We start from the raw sequence: 21003 nt of genomic DNA, 5'->3' as shown, positions 1-21003 counted from the left end.
GCGGTTGAGGTAGCCGCGGGCGAGTCCGCCGCCGGCGACGTGGATTTCTCCGGGGATGCCGGTGGGTGCGGGGTTGCCGTGTTCGTCGAGGAGGTAGACCTGGTATCCGGGCAGGGGGCGGCCTGCGGGCAGGCGGGTGTGGTGGGTGAGGTGGTCGGCGGTGATGTCCTGGTAGGTGACGTGGACGGTGGTTTCGGTGATGCCGTACATGTTGACCAGGCGGGTGTGGGGGGAGTCGTACCGTTCGAACCAGGTCTTCACGTGTTTGGGTTCGAGAGCTTCTCCACCGAAGATCACCCAGCGCAGATCCGGCAGAGGGGGCGCGGAGTTCTGTGCGGCCCGTTCGACCAGCTCGCGGAAGATGGACGGCGTCTGGTTCAGGACGGTCACATGCTCGTCGCGCAGGAGGTTCCACATGGTGTCGGGGTTGCGTGTGGTGTCGTGGGGGACGATGACGGCTCGGCCGCCGGTCATGAGGGAGCCCCACAGTTCCCAGACGGAGAAGTCGAAGGCGTAGGAGTGGAACACGGTCCATGCGTCGTGGGGTCCGAAACCGTAGAGGGTCTGGGAGTTGGCCATGAGGTGGAGCACGGTGTGGTGTTCGATGGCCACGCCCTTGGGGCGGCCGGTGGAGCCCGAGGTGTAGATGACGTAGGCCAGGTCCGTCGCGGTCGCTCCGGTTCGGGGTGGTGTGCTGGGCAGGCCGGTGATGGTCTCGTGCTCGGCGTCCAGGTCGACGACCTGTATGTCTGTGGTCGGGAGGGTGCTGTTCAGTCCTCGGTGGGTGACGAGGATCGTGGCTTGTGAGTCTTCGAGCATGTAGGCGAGCCGGTCGGCGGGGTATGCGGGGTCGAGGGGGAGGTAGGCGGCGCCGGATTTGAGGATGCCGAGGAGTCCGGTGGCCATCTGGGTGCCGCGTTCGACGGACAGGGCGACGAGGTGTCCGGGGCCTGCGCCCAGGGATATGAGGTGGTGGGCCAGGCGGTTGGCGGCTTCGTCGAGTTCGCGGTAGGTCAGGGACTCGTCCGTGCAGGTCACGGCTTTGGCGTCCGGGGTGGTCGCGGCGTGTGCGGCGACCCGTTCGTGGATCGTGCCTTCCCACGGGGCGATTCCGGGGGTGACCGCCCACTCGTGCAGCAGCCGTTCCCGCTCACCCGGAGCCAGCATCGGCAACCCGGAGACCGCCCGCGACGGCTCGGCCACCATGGCGGCCAGCAGCGTGTTCAGATGCTCCCCGAACCGCGCGACGGTCGACGCGTCGAACAGCTCGGCACTGTATTCGACGAGCGCACGCACTCCGCCCTCGCGTTCCTCGAACTCGACGGTCAGGTCGAACAGCGCCGAGTCCCGCTCCAGCGGGTAGTCCGAGACGTGGACCTCGCCGAGACTCGGCCGCATGCCGGGCGCGTTCTGCAGCACCACCATCGCCTGCACGAGCGGGGTGCGGCTCGTGTCACGCTCCGGCTGTACCGCTTCCACCAGGCGCTCGAACGGCACCTCTTCGTGGGCGAACGCGTCGAGCACCGTCTCCCGCACCTGTCCGAGCAGGGTGTCGAAGGACATGTCCGGGTCGATGTGCGAACGCAGCACGACTGTGTTGACCAAGAAGCCGACCAGCTGCTCCAGACCCGCGCCGCCCCGACCGGCGGAAGCCGTGCCGACGGCGATGTCCCGCTGCCCGGTGTAGCGGGCGAAGACCACCTTGACGGCCGCCGTCAGCGCCATGAACAGGGTCGCGCCTTGCGCACGCGCCAGCTCTTTGAGCCCGTCCACGGTGGCGGCCGGCACGTCGAAGCCGTGGACGCCCCCCTTGGCCGAGCGCACGGCCGGGCGCGGCCGGTCGGTGGGCAGGTCCAGCGGTGTGATGCCGTCGAGGCGGCCGCGCCACCAGTCGAGCTGCTCCTCCAGCAGCCCGCCGTCCGCCAGGCGTGCGCGCTGCCAGGCGGCGAAGTCCGGGTACTGGACGGCGACTTCCGGCAGGCGGGCCGCGCGGCCCTCGGTGCGAGCCGCGTACAGCTCGCCCAGCTCCCGCGAGGCGACGCCCATCGACCAGCCGTCCGTGACGATGTGATGCATTCCCAGGACGCACACGTGCTCGTCGGCGCCGAGCCGGACGAGGAGAACCCGGACGACGGGGCCGGTGCGCAGGTCGTACGGGCGGGCCAGCTCCTCCTGCGCGAGCTCGCGCAGCCGCTGCTCGCTCGCGGCCTCCTCGGCGCGCCACTCCGGTTCCAGCACGGAGTGGACGATCTGTACGCCGCGGCCGTCGACCACGTCGAACGTCGTCCGCAGCGCCTCATGGCGGGCCACGAGATCACCGACCGCCGCGCGGAGCGCGGCCGAGTCCAAGGGGCCCGTCAGACGCAGCCCGACGGCCGAGTGGTACTCGGTGCCGCCCTCGTCGAAGCCCTCCAGGAACCACAGCCGCTGCTGCCCGAAGGACATCGGCAGCAGACCGTCGCGCGGCACGACCGGGATCACCGCGGCGCCGGCCGCCTCCTGCGCGTTCGGGGCGACGGCGGCAGCGAGCTCGGCGACCGTCGGCGCCTCGAAGAGCAACCGCGGCGAGAGCTGTCCGCCGAGCGCTTGGCGGGCGTGGGAGATGAGTTGGATGGAGAGGATGGAGTCGCCGCCGAGTTCGAAGAAGTTGTCGTGGACGCCGACGCGTTCGACGTCGAGGACCTTGGCCCAGAGAGCGGCGAGGATCTCTTCCGTCTCATTGCGCGGGGCGGTGTAGGTGGCGTCGAGTTGCTCGGCACGAATCCCGGGTTGGGGTAGTGCGCGGCGGTCGGCTTTGCCGCTGGGGGTGAGGGGGAGGTGGTCGAGGGGGATGAAGAGGGCGGGGACCATGTGGTCGGGGAGTGTGTGGGTGAGGTGGGTGCGGAGTTCGGTGATGGAGGGGTTGGTGTCGGTGACGGTGTAGGCGATGAGTCGGCGGTGGCCGTCGGTGCTTTCGTGGGTGGTGACGACGCATTCGTTGATGTGGGGGTGGGTGAGGAGTGCGGTTTCGATTTCGCCGAGTTCGATGCGGTGGCCGCGGATCTTGACTTGGTCGTCGGCGCGGCCGAGGTGTTCGAGGGTGCCGTCGGGGCGCCAGCGGGCGATGTCGCCGGAGCGGTACATGCGTTCGCCGTGTGGGTTGGGGGGAAGCGTTCGGTGGTGAGGGTGGGGCGGTTGAGGTAGCCGCGGGCGAGTCCGCCGCCGGCGACGTGGATTTCTCCGGGGATGCCGGTGGGTGCGGGGTTGCCGTGTTCGTCGAGGAGGTAGACCTGGTATCCGGGCAGGGGGCGGCCTGCGGGCAGGCGGGTGTGGTGGGTGAGGTGGTCGGCGGTGATGTCCTGGTAGGTGACGTGGACGGTGGTTTCGGTGATGCCGTACATGTTGACCAGGCGGGTGTGGGGGGAGTCGTACCGTTCGAACCAGGTCTTCACGTGTTTGGGTTCGAGAGCTTCTCCACCGAAGATCACCCAGCGCAGATCCGGCAGAGGGGGCGCGGAGTTCTGTGCGGCCCGTTCGACCAGCTCGCGGAAGATGGACGGCGTCTGGTTCAGGACGGTCACATGCTCGTCGCGCAGGAGGTTCCACATGGTGTCGGGGTTGCGTGTGGTGTCGTGGGGGACGATGACGGCTCGGCCGCCGGTCATGAGGGAGCCCCACAGTTCCCAGACGGAGAAGTCGAAGGCGTAGGAGTGGAACACGGTCCATGCGTCGTGGGGTCCGAAACCGTAGAGGGTCTGGGAGTTGGCCATGAGGTGGAGCACGGTGTGGTGTTCGATGGCCACGCCCTTGGGGCGGCCGGTGGAGCCCGAGGTGTAGATGACGTAGGCCAGGTCCGTCGCGGTCGCTCCGGTTCGGGGTGGTGTGCTGGGCAGGCCGGTGATGGTCTCGTGCTCGGCGTCCAGGTCGACGACCTGTATGTCTGTGGTCGGGAGGGTGCTGTTCAGTCCTCGGTGGGTGACGAGGATCGTGGCTGTGAGTCTTCGAGCATGTAGGCGAGCCGGTCGGCGGGGTATGCGGGGTCGAGGGGGAGGTAGGCGGCGCCGGATTTGAGGATGCCGAGGAGTCCGGTGGCCATCTGGGTGCCGCGTTCGACGGACAGGGCGACGAGGTGTCCGGGGCCTGCGCCCAGGGATATGAGGTGGTGGGCCAGGCGGTTGGCGGCTTCGTCGAGTTCGCGGTAGGTCAGGGACTCGTCCGTGCAGGTCACGGCTTTGGCGTCCGGGGTGGTCGCGGCGTGTGCGGCGACCCGTTCGTGGATCGTGCCTTCCCACGGGGCGATTCCGGGGGTGACCGCCCACTCGTGCAGCAGCCGTTCCCGCTCACCCGGAGCCAGCATCGGCAACCCGGAGACCGCCCGCGACGGCTCGGCCACCATGCCCGTGAGCAGAGCCTCCACGTGGCCGGCCAGCCTTTCGACGGTGGTGGCGTCGAACAACTCGGGGTCGTAGGCCAAGGCGTACGCCAGCTCGTCACCCGCGTACGCGACGAGATTCAGCGGGAAGTTGGTGACGTCGGCACCCTCCAGGCCGTGGAGCCGCACGCCGCCGCCGGAATCGCCGGCGTCCCCGTCCACGGGGAAGTTCTCGAACGCCACCAGGCTCTCGAAGAGGTTCGTACCGCGCTCGACTCCGCTCCAGCCCTGGATGCGCGGCAGCGGCACGTACTCGTACTGGCGTGCCTCGACCTGGGCCTTCTGTACGTGGACCAGCCATTCGGCGACCGACGCGTCGCCATCGACGGCCACCCGCACGGGCAGGGTGTTGATGAGCATGCCGACGATCGACTCGGCACCCGGCAGGGCCGCCGGGCGGCCCGAGACGGTGGCGCCGAACACGACCTCCCGCTCACCGGCGTACCGGGACAGCAGCAGTGCCCAGGCGCCCTGCACCACCGCGTTGACGGTGAGCCGATGGGTCCGGGCGAACGCGTACAGGCGTCGCGAGGCATCGACGGAGAGCCGTGTCACCAGCCGCTCCGTGGACTGCGCGCGGTGGCTGGCGGCGGGACGGCGGTCGTACGGCAGCACGGTCGGCTCGTCGAACCCGTCCAGCAGTGCCCGCCAGTAAGCCTCCGCCTCCGACAGGTCCTGGCGCTCCAGCCACTCCACGTACGCGCTGAACGGGCGCCGCACAGGCAGCACCGGTTCCGCGCCGGTGGCCAGCGCCCGGTACGCCGTGGTCAGCTCGTCGAGCATCTGGAAGGTGCTCCAGCCGTCCAGCAGCACGTGGTGGGACGTGCGTACCACTCGTACGGACGTGTCCGAGGTACGGGCGATGACGATCCGCGTCACCGGTGCGGCCGACAGGTCGATGCCGCGCTCCCGGTCCTCCGCCAGGTGGAGCTCCAGCGCCCGTCCCTGCTCGTCGGCGCTCAGACCGCGCCAGTCCAGGTGCACGACCGGTGTCGCGACGTGCCGGCGCACGACCAGCAGCGGGCGGTCCACGCCCTCCCACACGACGGCGGCGCGCAGGATCTCCAGGTGGTCGGTGACGTGCTGCCAGGCCCGCTCCAGCAGGCCGGGGTCGGACACCCCGTCGAGAACGAAGCTCATCTGCTCGAAGTAGGCGCCGGACCCGGGTTCGGAGAGGGTGTGGAACAGCATGCCGCTCTGCATGGGGGTGAGCGGGAAGATGTCCTCGACGTCCCGGCCGTCGCCGGCGATGCGGTCGACGGCCGCCTGGTCGAGCCCGGCGAGGGGGAAGTCGGACGGCGTCGCACCGCCGGCCGCCGGGTCCAGGCAGTGGTCCACCAGGGCCCGCAGTGCCGCCACGTGCTCGCCCGCCACGCGCTCCACCGTCGACCGGTCGAAGACCTCACCGGAGAAGATCCACGTGAAGTCGAGGTGGCCGTCCTCGACCATGCCGACGACATCGAGGAGGTACGGGCGGGGCTCGTCCGGCGCGTGGTCGTGGCCGAGGGCGGGAAGGCGGTCACGGACCAGCCCGTCCGGCGTGGTCGTGCCGTCCCACTGGCCGAGGTAGTTGAAACTGATGGGCGGGAGCCGGTCCGCGCGCAGCGCATGACCGGGTGTGCCCGGCGCGGACAGGAAGCGCAGCGCGTCGTAGCCGAGGCCGCGGCCCGGCACGGCCCGCAGCTGCTCCTTGACGGACTTGAGCGTGTCGCCCCAGTCGCGTCCGGCGGGCAGCTTCAGGGCGACCGGGAAGTGGGTCGTGTACCAGCCGACCGTGCGTGACAGGTCCAGTTCCTCGAACAGTTCCTCCCGGCCGTGCCCCTCCAGACCCAGGACCAGGCGCTCGGCGCCCGTCCAGTCGGCCAGGGCACGGCCGAGCGCGGTGACCAGCAGGTCGTTGATCTGCGTGCGGTACACCGACGGCAGGCGGTGCAGCAGCGCCTCGGTCTCCTCGCGGCCGAGGCGCACCTCGACGGTCTGCTCGGCGGCCGTGACGTTGCGGCCGCCCGGGTGGTCGACGGGCAGAGCGGAAGCCCCGTCCGGGGCGACCGAGCGCCAGTGGGTGAGTTCGTGGTCGAGGGCGCCGGAGCGGACGTGCGTGGTCAGGCGCTCCGCCCACTGCTGGTAGCTGCTGGTCCTGGGGCCGAGGTCCACGGCGCGGCCCCCGGCGAGCTGGGCGTAGGCGGTGGACAGGTCCTCCAGGACGATCCGCCAGGACACCCCGTCCATGACGATGTGGTGGACGGCGAGGAAGAGGCGGGGTGCGGCGCCGTCCGCGCGGTGGAACAGGACGCCCTTGACCAGGGTGCCGCTCGCCAGGTCGAGGGAGCGCTGCGCCTCCAGAGCCGCACCGTTCAGCACGGCCTCGGTGCTCTCGCCGTCGGCGATGTCGCGGACGGTGAGGAGGCCGGACGGTTGGTCGCCGTACTCCTGGGTCCAGGCGTCGCCGTCGCGGGTGTACCGCATCCGGAGGGCGTCGTGGTGGGCGACGACCGCCTCCAGCGCCCGCTCCAGCAGCGGGGCCTCCGTGCCGGGTGCGAGCTCCAGGTGCACGGACATGGCGTAGTGGTCGGGGGCGACGGTGTGCTCGTCGAGGAACCAGCTCTGGATGGGAGTGAGTTCGACGCGTCCCGAGACCTGCGCCGGCGCCGTCGCGGAAGGCCGCGTCTCGGTGGTGGCGAGGGGGGCGAGGGTGGCGATGGTCTGGTGGAGGAAGAGGAGGCGGGAGGTGAGGTGGAGTCCGTTCTGGCGGGCTCGGGAGACGACTTGGATGGAGAGGATGGAGTCGCCGCCGAGGTCGAAGAAGTTGTCGTGGACGCCGACGCGTTCGATGCCGAGGACGTCGGCCCAGACGGTGGCGAGGGTTTCCTCGGTGGTGTCGCGGGGTGCGGTGTACTCGGAGCCGGTGCGGGCCGCGGACAGGTCCGGTGCGGGCAGGGAGCGGCGGTCGACCTTGCCGCTGGGGGTGAGGGGGAGCCGTTCCAGTGGTACGTACAGCGCCGGCACCATGTAATCCGGCAGCAGCTCCGACAGGTGAGCCCGCAGACCGGGCGCCCCCACGTCGGCGCCCTCGCCCACGACGTACGCCACCAGACGGCTGCGGCTGGTGTCGTCCTGCCAGGGCAGCACGACCGCGTCCCGTACATCCGGGTGGGTCAGCAGGGCGCTCTCCACCTCGCCCAGCTCGATGCGGAAGCCCCGGATCTTCACCTGGTCGTCGGCGCGGCCCAGGAACTCCAGATCCCCGGAAGCCAGCAGGCGCGCCCGGTCGCCGGTGCGGTACAGCCGGTCGCCCGGCACGAACGGGCTGTCGGCGAACCGCTCCGCGGTCAGCTCCGGACGCCCGTGGTAGCCGCGCGACACACCGTCGCCGCCGATCCAGATCTCGCCCGGCACACCCGGCGGGAGGAGGTTGCCGTGCGCGTCGAGGACGTACACGCGGGTGTTGGGCAACGGGCGGCCGATCGGCGCGTACACACGGCCGCGCAGGCTCTCCTCGGTCGGGGCGAAGACCGTCGAGTCGACCGTCGCCTCCGTACCGCCGTATGCGTTGACGACAACGCAGTCGTGCCGGACGCGGTGCAGCAGGGCACGGCAGTCCTCGACGCGCCAGGCCTCGGAGCCGACGGAGATCAGCCGAAGGGGCGGGAACGCCCCACCGCGGCGGTCCACTTCCTGAAGGACGGCATTGAGCAGCGACGGCACGATCTCCAGGCCCGTCGCGTCCGTCTCGGCGATCAGATCGAGGAGCGCCGACGGCTCAGTGGTGACGTCCTTCGACGCGATGATCAGCGCCCCGCCGAAGGGCAGGGAGCGGATCAGGTCGGCGAAGAACAGGTCGACGGACAGGCTGGACACCGACAGGAAACGCGGCTTCAGCTCCTTCAACCCGTACCGCTCGTCCCAGGCGGTGAGGATGTGCCGGACGTTGCGGTGCTCGACGGCGACACCCTTGGGCTCGCCGGTCGACCCGGAGGTGTAGATGACGTACGCCAGATCGGCCGCGGTGACGGCGGTACTTGGCGGGGTGGCGGGCAGCCGCCCGATCGCGTCCCGCTCCGCGTCCAGGTCGACGAACCTCAGCCCCTGCCCGGAGGGCAGACGGTCTCGTACCGCCGACTGCCCGACGACGATCCGGGCACCCGAGTCCGCCAGCATGTACGCGAGGCGGTCGGCCGGGAAGCCAGGGTCGAGCGGCACGTACGCGGCGCCCGCCCGCAGGATGCCGAGCAGGCCGATCGCCATGGCGGACCCGCGCTCCACGCTGAGCCCGACCAGGGAGCCGGGGCCGGCGCCGAGCGCGATCAGGTGGTGGGCGAGCCGATTGGCGCGCTCGTGCAGCTCCCGGTGGGTGAGCGTGGCGTCCTCAGCGATCAGGGCGACCGCGTCGGGGGTCTGCGCGGCCTGCGCCGCCAGCCGCTCGTGGACCAGGGAGACGTCGCCCGTCGCCAGCCGCGTGGCGTTCCACTCCTCGGCGACCTGTCGGCGCTCGTCGTCGGTGAGCAGCGGCAGCGCGGCCAAGGGCCGGTCCGGGTCGGCCACGGCGCCGGCCAGCAGCACGCCGAGGTGGCCGGTCAGCCGGGCCACCGTAGGCTCGTCGAAGAGCTCGGTGCTGTACTCGACCAGACCGCACAGGCGGCCGTCCCGCTCCTCGAACTCGAAGGTCAGGTCGAACAGCGAGGCGTGGCGCTCCAGCGAGTAAGGGGAGACCGTCGTACCCGGCAGGGCCAGGGTGTCGGCGGGGGTGTTCTGCAGGACGACCATGGCCTGCACCAGCGCCGTCCGGCTGGGGTCGCGCTCCGGCTGCACCGTCTCGACCAGCTTGTCGAACGGCACGTCCTCGTGTGCGAACGCGTCCAGGACGGTGTCCCTCACGCGCCTCAGCAGCTCCGTGAACGTCAGCTCCGGGGCCACCTGCGTGCGCAGTACGACGGTGTTGACCAGGAAGCCGACCAGCTGCTCCAGCTCCTCGCGCCCGCGCGCGGCGGCGGAGGTGCCGACGGCGATGTCCTCCTGACCGGACCAGCGGGCGAAGACCGCCTTCACCGCGGCCGTCAGCGCCATGAACAGTGTCGCGTTCCGCTCGCGGGCCAGTTCCTTCAGCCCCGTGACCGTGCCGGTGGGCAGTTCGAACGCGTACACCGTGCCGGCCGATGAGCGGACGGCGGGCCGCGGCCGGTCGGTGGGCAGCTCCAGCGGCGCGATGCCCTTCAGCTGAGTGCGCCACCAGTCGAGCTGTGCCTCCAGCAGCCCGCCGCCCTCCAGACGTGCGCGCTGCCAGGCGGCGAAGTCCGGGTACTGGACGGCGACTTCCGGCAGGCGGGGTTCGCGGCCCTCGGCGCGGGCCGCGTACAGCTCGCCCAGCTCGCGGGCGATGACACCCATGGACCAGCCGTCGGTGACGATGTGGTGCATTCCCAGGACGCAGATGTGCTCGTCGTCGGCCAGGCGCACCAGCAGCACGCGGACGAGGGGGCCCGACTTCAGGTCGTACGGGCGTGTCACCTCCGCCCGCACGGCCTCCCGCGCCGTGTCCTCGCCGTCGGCGTCGGCGGTCACCCAGTCGGGGTCGAGCCGGTCATGGACGATCTGCACGGCACGGCCGTCAGGGGAGTCGAAGGTCGTGCGCAGAGCCTCGTGGCGAGTCACCAGGTCGCGTACGGCGGTGCGCAGCGCCTGCGCGTCGAGAAGCCCGGTGATACGCACGGGCAGCGCCGAGTGGTAGTCGGCCCCGCCGGGCGCGAAGTCCTCCAGGAACCAAAGGCGCTGCTGGCCGAAGGACAGACGCAGTTCACCGTCGCGCGGTACCGCCGGGACCGGCGGCGCGGCCTCGGCGGCTCCGCCCTGGCCGGCCAGGCGCTGGGCGAGCGCCTCGCGGAGCCGTTCGGGAAGGGCGGCTGCCCGGTCCGCGCGGGAAGACGGTGTGTTCATTGGCGGGATCCCCCAGAGAATTGCTGGTCAGCAGATCGAGAAGGCGGCCCGTCCGGTCCTGCCGGGGTGGTGGCGGGCAGGACCGGGTGGCGGGCGTGGCCGGATGTCGGCCGGGACGAGGCGGGCGGGCTCAGGCGACGGACGTGCGCAGACTGCGCGGGCGCATGTCGGTCCAGTTCGTCTCGACGTACGCGAGGCACTCCTCGCGGGGCCGGCCGGCGAGGACGGTCTCCCAGCCGTCCGGGGCGGCCGTGCCGGTCGGCCACAGCGAGTGCTGGCCCTCCTCGTTCACAAGGACGTCGTACGAACGGTCGGACTTCTCGAACGGGTTGGACATGGCGGCGGCCTTTCGGATGAAGGTGAAGAGTGGGAGGAGGAAGGGGAGGGGGTCAGGACATCCCGGCGGCGGCTTCCAGCTCCGCCAGGACCAGCTCCTCGACGCCGGCGGCGGTCTCGGCGACCGTCGGCCTCTCGAAGAGCGCACGTGGTGACAGATCGGTGGCGAACAGGGCGTTCATCCGCGACACCGTGCGCAGGGCGAGCAGCGAGTCGCCGCCCAGCTCGAAGAAGTCGTCGTGGACCCCGACCCGTTCGGCGCCCAGCAGTTCCTGCCACACCTGGGCGATGAGCTCCTCGGTGGGCGTGGTGGGGGCCTCGTACTCCGCGCCGGTGGCGAAGCGCCGCTCCGGTGCGGGCAGCGCCGCCCGGTCGACCTTGCCGTTGGCGGTCAGCGGCAGCGCCTCCAGCGTGGTGAACACCGCCGGGATCATGTGGTCGGGCAGTGACGCCGCCAGGTGTGCGCGCAGCTCGGCCGCGTCGGGTAGCGGCGCCCCACCGGCCGGGACCACGTGGCCGACCATGACGGTGCGGCCCGACGCCGGGTCGGTGTGCGGGACGACAGCCGCGTCGCCGACCGCAGGATGGGTCGCGAGCGCGGCCTCCACCTCACCCGTCTCGACCCGGAACCCGCGGATCTTGACCTGGCCGTCGGTGCGGCCGAGGAACTCCAGGGTGCCGCCCGCCCGCCACGCCACCAGGTCCCCGGACCGGTACATCCGGGCGCCGGGGGCGGCGGCGAACGGATCGGCGACGAACCGCTCCGCCGACAGGCCCGGCCGCCCGAGGTAACCGTGGGCCAGACCGTCGCCGGCGATGTACAGCTCGCCCGGCACGCCGATCGGCGCGGGCGTGAGCCCCTCGGCCAGCACATACACCCGGGTGTTGGGCAGCGGGGAACCCAGCGGCACGGAGCCCGTCCCCGGGGCGTCGCCGCTCACCGGGCGGCGCACGTCGTGCGTGGTGGTGAACGTCGTGGCCTCGGTGGGGCCGTACCCGTTGGTGAGCCGCAGCGCGGGGTGGGCGTCCAGGACCCGGGCGCAGTGCTCCGGAGAGAGCCGGTCACCGCCCGCGACGAGCTGCCGCAGCCCCGCGAGCGCGCCGATGTCGTCGTCGGCGATCTGGTGGAACAGACCCGCGGTGAGCCATAGGTGCGTGACGCCGTGCTCCTTGAGGAACCGGCCCAGCACCGCTGTGGTGGGCAGCCCCTGAGGGTGCACCGCCAGCCGCGCCCCGCGCAGCAGGGCCGCCCAGACCTCGAAGGTCGACGCGTCGAAGGACAGCGAGGCGAACTGCGCGACCGTGTCGCCCGGACCGACGTCCGTGTACGCCGCCTCGTGCACCAGCCGGACGACGGCCCGGTGCGGGGTGAGCACGCCCTTCGGGGTCCCGGTCGAGCCGGACGTGTACATCACGTACGCGACGTCGTCCGGGCCCGGCCCCGGCACGGGCGCCGTCGCCGGTCGCGTGGCGACCGCCGGCGCGTCCCGGTCCAGGTCGACGGTCGGCGTTCCCGAGCATGACAGCCGGTCGCGCGTCCCCTCCGCGGTGACCACGAGCTGCACTCCGGCGTCGCCGATCATGTACGTGAGCCGGTCGGCGGGGTAGCCCGGGTCCAGCGGTACGTACGCGGCGCCGGCCTTCAGGACCGCGAGCAGCGCGGTGACTGCGTGCGCGCCGCGCTCCAGGCACAGGCCGACGAAGGTGCCGGGGCCGGCGCCCAGGGACACGAGATGGTGGGCGAGCCGGTTGGCCCGCTCGTCCAGCTCCCGGTACGTCACCTCCTCGCCGTCGAACTTCAGGGCGACGGCGCCGGGGTGCGCGGCGGCCCGGGCGGCGAACAGCTCCGGGAGTGACGCCTCGGGCAGCTCGTGGGCCGTGTCGTTCCAGGCCCGTACGGTCAGTTCGGCCTCCGGGGCCGTGAGCATCGGCACCGCGGCCACCGGCGACGCGGCCTCGCCGGCGGCGGGGAGCGCGGTCAGAAGGGCCTCGAGGTGACCGCACAGCCGGTCTGCGGTGTCCGCGTCGTACAACTCCGCGTCGTACGCGAGGGTGTAGGTCAGTTCGTCGCCGCCGTACGCGATGAGGTTCAGCGGATAGTTGGTCGCCTCGGTGCCGGTCAGGCCGCGGACGCGCAGCCCATGGGCGGCGGCCGCCCCATCGTCCATCGGGTAGTTCTCGAAGACGACCAGGGTGCGGAACAATTCCTCGCCGCGCTCCACCTCGCCGCATGCCTGGACGCGCGGCAGCGGCATGTACTCGTACTGGCGCGCCTCGACCTGCGCCCGCTGCACCTGTGCCAGCCAGTCCGCGACCGGCGCGGTCCCCTCGACGCGGACCCGGACCGGCAGCGTGTTGATCAGCATGCCGACCATCGACTCCGCGCCCGGCAACTCCGCCGGACGGCCCGAGACGGTGGCGCCGAACACGACGTCGTCGACCCCGGCGTGGCGGGCGAGCAGGAGTGCCCAGGCGCCCTGGAGCACAGTGTTCACGGTGAGCCGGTGCCGGCGGGCGAAGTCGAACAGCTCGCGGGAGGCTCCCGGCGACAGGCGGCGCGCGATCCGGGAGGTGGAGCCCGTGCGGTTGCCCGGCGCAAAGTGCCGGACTGCGGGAAGCGGCGTAGGCGCCCGGAAACCCGCGAGAACCTCCCGCCAGTACGCTTCCGCCCCTGCCAGATCCTGCCGCTCCAGCCACTCCACGTAAGCGCCGAAGGGCCGCCGCGCGGGCAGCGCCGGCGCCCGCCCGGCCGCCAGGTCCGCGTACGCCCGGTAGGTCTGCGTGAGGACGTCGAACGCGGACCAGCCGTCCAGCAGGATGTGGTGGAAGGCGCACACCAACCGCACCGACGTGTCCGACAGCCGGACGAGGGTGAGCCGCATCAGCGGAGCGGTGGTCAGATCGACCGGCCGGGCGCGATCCTCCGCGAAGAGGCGGCGCATCGCGTCGTCCCGCTCCGCGGCCGGCAGGGCACGCCAGTCGAGGTGGGTGACGGGCAGCTCCGCCCGGCGGTGGACCACCATCAGAGGGCGCTCCACATCCCGCCACTCCAGCGAGGTGCGCAGCGCGCTGATGTGATCGGCCACCTCCTGCCAGGCGCGGGCGAGCAGCGCCGGGTCGCTCACGCCGTCGAGCTCGAAGGACATCTGCTCCGCGTACGCGCCCGGGTCGGACAGCGTGTGGAAGAGCATGCCGCTCTGCAGCGGGGTGAGCGGGTGGATGTCCTCGACGTCCCGGCCGTCGCCGGCGATCCGGTCCACGGCCGCCTGGTCGAGCCCGGCGAGCGGGAAGTCGGACGGCGTCGCGCCGCCGTTGCCCGGCCGCAGGCAGTGCTCCACCACGCCGCGCAGCGCGGCGAGGAACGCCTCCGCGAGCCGCCGCACGGTTGTGGTGCGGTGCGCGGCGGGGGCGTGGATCCAGTCGATACGCAGCTCGCCGTCGCCGATGGCGGCCACGATGTCGATGACATGCGGCCGGGGCTGCTCGTGCGCCTGGTCGGCGCCGAGCGCGGCGAGGCGGGCGCGCACCAGACCGTTGTCACCGGCGGCCCCGTCCCACTGACCGAGGTAGTTGAAACTGATCTCGGGCTGCGGGGCGGCGGCGAGGGCGGCGTGCGCGGCGCTGCCCGGCTGGGACAGGTGGCGCAGCAACCCGTATCCGATGCCGCGGCCCGGGACCGCCCGCAGCCGCTCCTTCACCGACTTCAGGGCCTGTCCCCAGTCGTCCCCGGTGACGTCCAGCGTCATGGGGTGGATGGTGGTGAACCAGCCGACCGTCCGGGACAGGTCGACGTCGTCGAACAGCTCCTCGCGGCCGTGGCCTTCGAGGGCGATCGTCACCGGGCCGTCCGCCCAGTCGCCCAGGACACGGCCGAGCGCGGTCAGCAGAACGTCGTTGATGTGCGTGCGGTAGGCGGCGGGCACCCGCTGGAGCAGCGCTTCCGTCTCGGCGCGGTTCAGCCGTACGGATGTGACCGCTGCCGCGCCGAAAGTGTTGGCAGAGTTCTCGCCGTGCGCGTCACACGGCAGCGGGCGGACGGTGGCGACCGTGTCCTGCCAGTGGGTGAGTTCGTGGTCGAGGGCGCCGGAGCGGACGTGCGTGGTCAGGCGCTCCGCCCACTGCTGGTAGCTGCTGGTCCTGGGGCCGAGGTCCACGGCGCGGCCCCCGGCGAGCTGGGCGTAGGCGGTGGACAGGTCCTCCAGGACGATCCGCCAGGACACCCCGTCCATGACCAGGTGGTGCACCGCCAGGAACAGACGCGGCAGCCGTGACGGGCCGAGACGGAAGAACACGCCCTTGACGAGGGTGCCGCTCGCCAGATCGAGCGAGCGCTGCGCGGCGAGGGCCGCCTCGTGCAGGGCGGCGTTCCGCTCGTCGTCAGCCAGCGCCGACAGGTCCCGCAGGGTCAGCCGCTGCCCGCCGACGTCACCGTCGCCGTACTCCTGGGTCCAGGTGCCGCCGTCGCGGGTGTACCGCATCCGGAGGGCGTCGTGGTGGGCGACGACCGCCTCCAGCGCCCGCTCCAGCAGCGCCGTGTCGGTGTCCGGGGCCAGCTCCACCTGCGCCGACATGCCGTAGTGGTCGGGGCTGACGGTGTGCTCGGTGAAGAACCAGTCCTGGATGGGAGTGAGTGCGACGCGGCCGACGGCTGCCGGCGGTGTGCCGCCGGCGGGGGCGTGAGTGGGGGTGGCGAGGGGGGCGAGGGTGGCGATGGTCTGGTGGAGGAAGAGGAGGCGGGAGGTGAGGTGGAGTCCGTTCTGGCGGGCTCGGGAGACGACTTGGATGGAGAGGATGGAGTCGCCGCCGAGGTCGAAGAAGTTGTCGTGGACGCCGACGCGTTCGATGCCGAGGACGTCGGCCCAGACGGTGGCGAGGGTTTCCTCGGTGGTGTCGCGGGGTGCGGTGTAGTCGGAGCCGGTGCGGGCCGCGGACAGGTCCGGTGCGGGCAGGGAGCGGCGGTCGACCTTGCCGCTGGGGGTGAGGGGGAGCCGTTCCAGTGGTACGTACAGCGCCGGCACCATGTAATCCGGCAGCGAACCGGCCAGGTGCGCGCGCAGTTCACCGGTGGACAGCTCACGGCCGGCCACCAGGTAGGCGACCAGACGCCCTCGCCCGGTCTCGTCGTGGTGGACGACGACCACCGCGTCCCGCACATCGGGGTGGCGGCCCAGAGCCGTCTCGATCTCGCCCAGCTCGATGCGGAAGCCGCGCAGCTTGACCTGGTCGTCGGCGCGGCCCAGGTACTCCAGGCTGCCGTCCGCCCGCCACCGGGCCACGTCGCCCGAGCGGTACATCCGATCGCCCGGCTCGCCGTACGGGTCCGCCGTGAACCGCTCCGCGGTCAGCCCCGGACGTCCGTGGTAGCCGTGCGCCAGGTGCGGGCCGGCGATGTACAGCTCGCCGGGCACGCCGACAGGGACCGGCTGGAGCGCCGCGTCGAGCAACCGGACGCGGGTGTTGGGCAGCGGCGTGCCGATCGGCGGTACGGCCCCGCCAGTGAGCGGCGCGCTCATGGTCGCGACGACGGTCGCCTCGGTCGGGCCGTACGCGTTGACCATCCGTCGTCCGGCTGACCAGCGGGCCACCAGATCCCCGGTGCTGGCCTCGCCGCCGACGACGAGGGTGCGCAGGCCGTCGAGCCCGTCCGGCGTCAGGGTGGCGACGGCCGAGGGCGCCAGCAGAGCGTGAGTGATGCGGCGCTCCCGCAGGAACGTCTGCAGCGCCTCGCCGACCAGCGGGCCATGTGGCGGCAGGACGAGCGTGGCGCCCGCGGGGAGCGCCATCAGCACCTCCATGACCGCGCCGTCGAACGACGACGAGGCGAACTGCAGGACTCGGCTGTCCTCGTCCACCTCCAGTCGCTCGGCCTGGGCGGCGGCGAGGTTGCCGACACCGCTGTGGGAGACGAGCACGCCCTTGGGGGTGCCGGTGGAGCCGGAGGTGTAGATGACGTATGCCAGGTCACCGGTGCGCGGACCGGGCTCGGGCGCGGTGGCGGGCAGTGCGGCGAGCACGTCGCCGTCCCGGGCCAGGTCCACGATCCGGGCGCCGGTGTCCGGCAGCCGCCGCACCAGCTCGGTGCGGGTGACCACAAGGCCGGCGCCGGAGTCCCGGAGCATGAACGCGAGCCGGTCCGCAGGGTAGCCGGGGTCGAGCGGCAGATAGGCGGCGCCGGACTTCATGATGCCGAGGAGGCCCACGACCAGCTCCGCACCGCGCTCGACGCACAGGCCGACGAACGTACCGGGGCCGGCGCCCAGGGACACCAGGTGGTGGGCGAGCCGGTTGGCCCGTTCGTCCAGCTCTCGGTAACCGAGGACGGTGTGCGCGTCCTCGACGGCGGGCGCGTCCGGACGCCGTCGCGCGCTCTCCGCGACCAGCTCCGGGAACGCACCGGTGGGGGCGGGGCGCACGGGGCCGTTCCAGCCGATGACGGTCTGCCGGTACTCGTCCTGCGTCAGCATCGGCAGGGTGGCGAGGGGCCGGTCGGCCTCGGCCGGGACGACGGAAAGCACGGTCGTCAGGTGTCCGGCGAAGCGGGAGATGGTCGCCTCGTCGAAGAGAGCGGTGCTGTATCCCACCCGGGCGGTCAGGCCGTCGCCGGTCTCGAAGAACTCGACCGTCAGGTCGAACGGCGCCGCCTCCCGCGCTACCGGGTGGTCGGCGGCGCGCACGCCGGGCAGCCGCACGGGCTCGGCCGGCGCGTTCTGCAGGACGACCATGGCCTGCACCAGCGGCGTGCGGCTCGCGTCACGTGCGGCACCGACGGCGTCCACCAGCCGCTCGAAGGGCACGTCCTGGTGGGCGAAGGCCCCCAGGACGGTCTCCTTGAGCCGTGTCAGCAGCTGCGCGTACGACATGTCGGGGTCGACATGGGAGCGCAGCACGACGGTGTTGACCAGGAAGCCGACGAGGTTCTCCAGGTCACGGTGGTCGCGCCCGGAGGAGGCGGTGCCGACGGCGATGTCCTCTTGGCCCGACCAGCGGGCGAAGACGGTCTTCACCGCGGCGGTCAGCGCCATGAAGAGGGTCGCGCCGTGCCGCCGCGCGAGGTCCCTGAGGGCGGTGGTGGTGTCCGCGGGGACGGGGAAGGTGTACGCGGCGCCGGCCGAGGAGCGCAGCGACGGCCGCGGCCGGTCCGTGGGCAGCTCCAGCGGGGTGACGCCGTCGAGGCGCTCGCGCCACCAGTCGAGCTGCCGGTCGAGGAGCCCGCCCCCCTCCAGGCGACCGCGCTGCCAGGCGGCGAAGTCCGCGTACTGGACGCCGGTCTCCGGCAGGCCGGGTTCGCGGCCCTCGGTGCGGGCCGTGTACAGCTCGCCCAGCTCGCGGGTGACGATGCCCATGGACCAGCCGTCGGTGACGATGTGGTGCATGCCGAGGACGCACACGTGCTCGTCGTCGGCGAGGCGGACCAGCAGCACGCGGAACAGCGGCCCGGCCGTCAGATCGTAAGGGCGCTGCGTCTCGGCGCGGACGAGTTCGCGCAGCCGCTCGTCACGCGGCGCCTGCGCGAGGCCGCTCAGGTCCTCGGTGCGCCACTCGGGGGCGAGCCGGGGGTGGACCACCTGGACACCACGTCCGCCGACGACGCCGAACGTCGTGCGCAGGGATTCATGGCGGCCCGTCAGGTCCTCGGCGGCGGAGCGCAGCGCGGCGGTGTCGAGGGCGCCGGTGAGGCGCAGCGCGGTCGCGGTGTGGTACTCGGCGCTGCCCGGGTCGAAGTCCTCCAGGAACCACAGCCGCTGCTGACCGTATGACATGGGAAGGGCGCCGTCGCGCGGGACGACGGGGATCGCCGGGTCCTCGTCCGTCTCGTCGGGGGCGAGGGAGACGGTGAGTCCCGCGATCGTCGGGGTGTCGAAGAGGATGCGCGGCGGCAGGGTCATGCCGAGCGCGGCGCGCATCCGGGAGACGGCGCGGACGGACAAGATCGAGTTGCCGCCGAGGTCGAAGAAGTTGTCGTGGACGCCGATGTCCTCGATGCCGAGGACATCGGACCAGACACCCGCGAGTGTCTCCTCGACGGCGTTGCGCGGTGCGGCTCGACCGGTGCCGGCCCGCTCCTGGACCGCGGCCGGGTCGGGCAGCGCCTTGCGGTCGACCTTGCCGTTCGGCGTGAGCGGCAGCGTGTCGAGCACCATGATCACGGACGGGACCATGTGGTCGGGCAGGCCCTCGGCGAGGTGGGCGCGCAGGTCCTCGGGGGAGGGGCGGCGTACCCCGGACGGCGACACGTAGGCCAGCAGGTTGGTGTTGTGGGTGAGGACCACGGCCTGGGCCACGTCGGGATGGAGCGCGAGGGCGCTCTCGATCTCACCCGGCTCGATGCGGAAGCCGCGCACCTTCACCTGGTCGTCGGCGCGGCCCAGGTACTCCAGGTTCCCGTCGGTGTTCCAGCGCGCCACGTCGCCGGAGCGGTACATGCGCTCGCCGGGGTCGCCGAACGGGTTGGCGACGAAGCGCTCGGCGGTGAGGCCCGGACGCCCGTGGTAGCCGCGGGCGAGGCCGACACCGGCGATGTACAGCTCGCCGCGCACACCGGCGGGCACCGGGCGCAGGGCGTCGTCGAGGACGTACACGCGGAAGTTGGCGATGGGCGTGCCGATCGGCGGGACCGTCGCACCGCTGAGCGGGGCGCTCATGGTGGCGCAGACGGTCGTCTCGGTCGGGCCGTAGGCGTTGATCATGCGCCGGCCGCGGGACCAGCGGGCGACCAGGTCGGCGGTGCTGGCCTCGCCGGCGACGACGAGGGTGGCGTCGTCGGGCAGGCCGTGCCCCTCGGGGAGGACGGCGACGGTTGCGGGGGTGAGGGTGGCGTGAGTGACGCCATGTGCGGCGGCGTAGGACGCGAGCGGCTCTCCGGGGGCGAGGGTCTCCTTCGAACCCATGACCAGCGTCGCACCGGTCAGGAGCCCCATGCACACCTCCCAGAACGCCGCGTCGAAGCTGGCGGAGGCGAACTGCAACACGCGGCTGCCGGGAGTCACGTCGAACGCCTGAACCTGTACGGCCGCCAGGTTGCCGATGCCGCTGTGGGAGACGAGGACTCCCTTGGGACGGCCGGTGGAGCCGGAGGTGTAGATGGCGTACGCCAGGTCCTCCGGTGCGAGCGCCACGTCGGGCGCGGTGGCCGGGTGGGCGTCGAGGGCGGCGCGGTCGGCGGTGAGGTCGACCAGGGTGGCTCCCGTGTCCGGCAGCCGGTCGCGCAGCTTCTGCTGGCTGACGACGAGGCGGGCGCCGGAGTCCTGGAGCATGTGGGCGAGCCGGTCGGCCGGATAGGACGGGTCGAGCGGCAGGTAGGCGGCGCCGGCCTTCATGATGCCGAGCAGACCGGCGGCCATCTCGCCGCTCCGCTCGACGCACAGCCCGACCAACTGGTCGCGCCTGGCGCCGCGTTCGATCAGGTGGTGGGCGATCCGGTTGGCCCGCTCGTCCAGTTCGCGATACGTGAGGGAGCCGTGTTCGTCGATGATGGCGACGGCGTCGGGCCGGGCGGCGACCTGGGCGGCGTACAGCTCGGGGAAGGTGCCGGTGGGCACCTCGCGCGCGGTGTCGTTCCAGCCGCGTACGACCTGTTCGAACTCGCCGTCGGTGAGCAGCGGCAGCGTGGTGAGGGGCGACTCCGGGCTCTCGGCGGCGCCGGCCAGCAGGACCGTCAGGTGGTCCGCCAGGCGGGCGGCCGTGGCCTCGTCGAACAGGGCGGTGCTGTACCTGACCCGCAGACGCCGCCCGGCGGGGGTGATCTCGACGGACAGGTCCAGCGGGTCGAAGTCCCGCTCCTCCTCGGTCAGCTCGCCGAGGTCGGCGACCATGGCCTGGATGTACGGCGTGATGCTGGTGTCCGGCGCGGGGGCCAGGGCCTCGACGAGGTCCGGGAAGGGGACGCCGTCGTGGGCGAGGGCGTCCGCCAGGGCGCGGGCCGTGTCGCGCAGCAGGGCCGTGAAAGGGGCTGCGGCGTCCACTTCGGTCCGCAGGACGATCGTGTGCCCGGTGCGTGGGGAGACGGTGCCGAGGGCTGTGTCCTCCTGCCCGGAGTAGCGGGTGAGCAGGGCGGTGACGGCGGCCGCGAGGACGGCCGTGCGGCTGGTGGCATGGCGTCGGGCCAGCTCCGTCAGCGTTCGGGCGGCGGAGCCGGGTAGCGCGCGGGTGTGGACCGCGGTGTCGGCCGACCGGACGACGGGGCGTGACCGGTCGGCCGGGAGTTCCAGGGGCGGGACGCCGTCCAGCCGGGCCCGCCAGAACTCGGTCTGGTCGGACACTGCCCGGTTCACCGGTGCGTCGGCGCGAGCCACGTGGGTACCTCCAGAAACGGGGCGGCTTCCGGC

At 72.4% G+C, this 21003-nt stretch carries 3 protein-coding genes and 2 pseudogenes; all 5 read right to left on the bottom strand.

Annotated elements, in window-relative coordinates; genetic code table 11:
• Nucleotides 1-18 precede the first annotated feature (18 nt).
• A pseudogene (locus tag GHR20_RS37430) lies at nt 19-3123 on the bottom strand (amino acid adenylation domain-containing protein); the annotation flags it as partial.
• A gap of 113 nt (nt 3124-3236) precedes the next feature.
• Nucleotides 3237-3830: pseudogene (locus tag GHR20_RS37425) on the bottom strand (AMP-binding protein); the annotation flags it as partial.
• 110 nt (nt 3831-3940) lie between these two features.
• Nucleotides 3941-10342 (bottom strand): non-ribosomal peptide synthetase, encoded by a 6402-nt coding sequence (locus tag GHR20_RS37420; protein WP_243877989.1) that lies wholly within the window; start codon nt 10340-10342, stop codon nt 3941-3943.
• A 130-nt stretch (nt 10343-10472) separates the two neighbouring features.
• Nucleotides 10473-10679: an MbtH family protein gene (locus GHR20_RS09380; protein ID WP_153812922.1), complete on the bottom strand. Its 207-nt coding sequence runs from the start codon at nt 10677-10679 to the stop codon at nt 10473-10475.
• A gap of 52 nt (nt 10680-10731) precedes the next feature.
• The gene (locus GHR20_RS09375) at nt 10732-20937 is read right to left on the bottom strand and encodes a non-ribosomal peptide synthetase (protein WP_243877988.1); all 10206 of its coding nucleotides are present in this window, start codon (nt 20935-20937) and stop codon (nt 10732-10734) included.
• Between the last annotated feature and the right edge of the window lie 66 nt (nt 20938-21003).

This window comes from Streptomyces sp. SUK 48, assembly GCF_009650765.1.
Classification (GTDB): domain Bacteria; phylum Actinomycetota; class Actinomycetes; order Streptomycetales; family Streptomycetaceae; genus Streptomyces.
This window is presented reverse-complemented; position numbering and strand designations above follow the sequence as displayed.

Coding starts and splice junctions, on each gene's coding strand:
- GHR20_RS09380 (WP_153812922.1), bottom strand. CDS start 10,679: ATGTCCAACCCGTTCGAGAAGTCCGACCGTTCGTACGACGTCCTTGTG.
- GHR20_RS37420 (WP_243877989.1), bottom strand. CDS start 10,342: ATGAACACACCGTCTTCCCGCGCGGACCGGGCAGCCGCCCTTCCCGAA.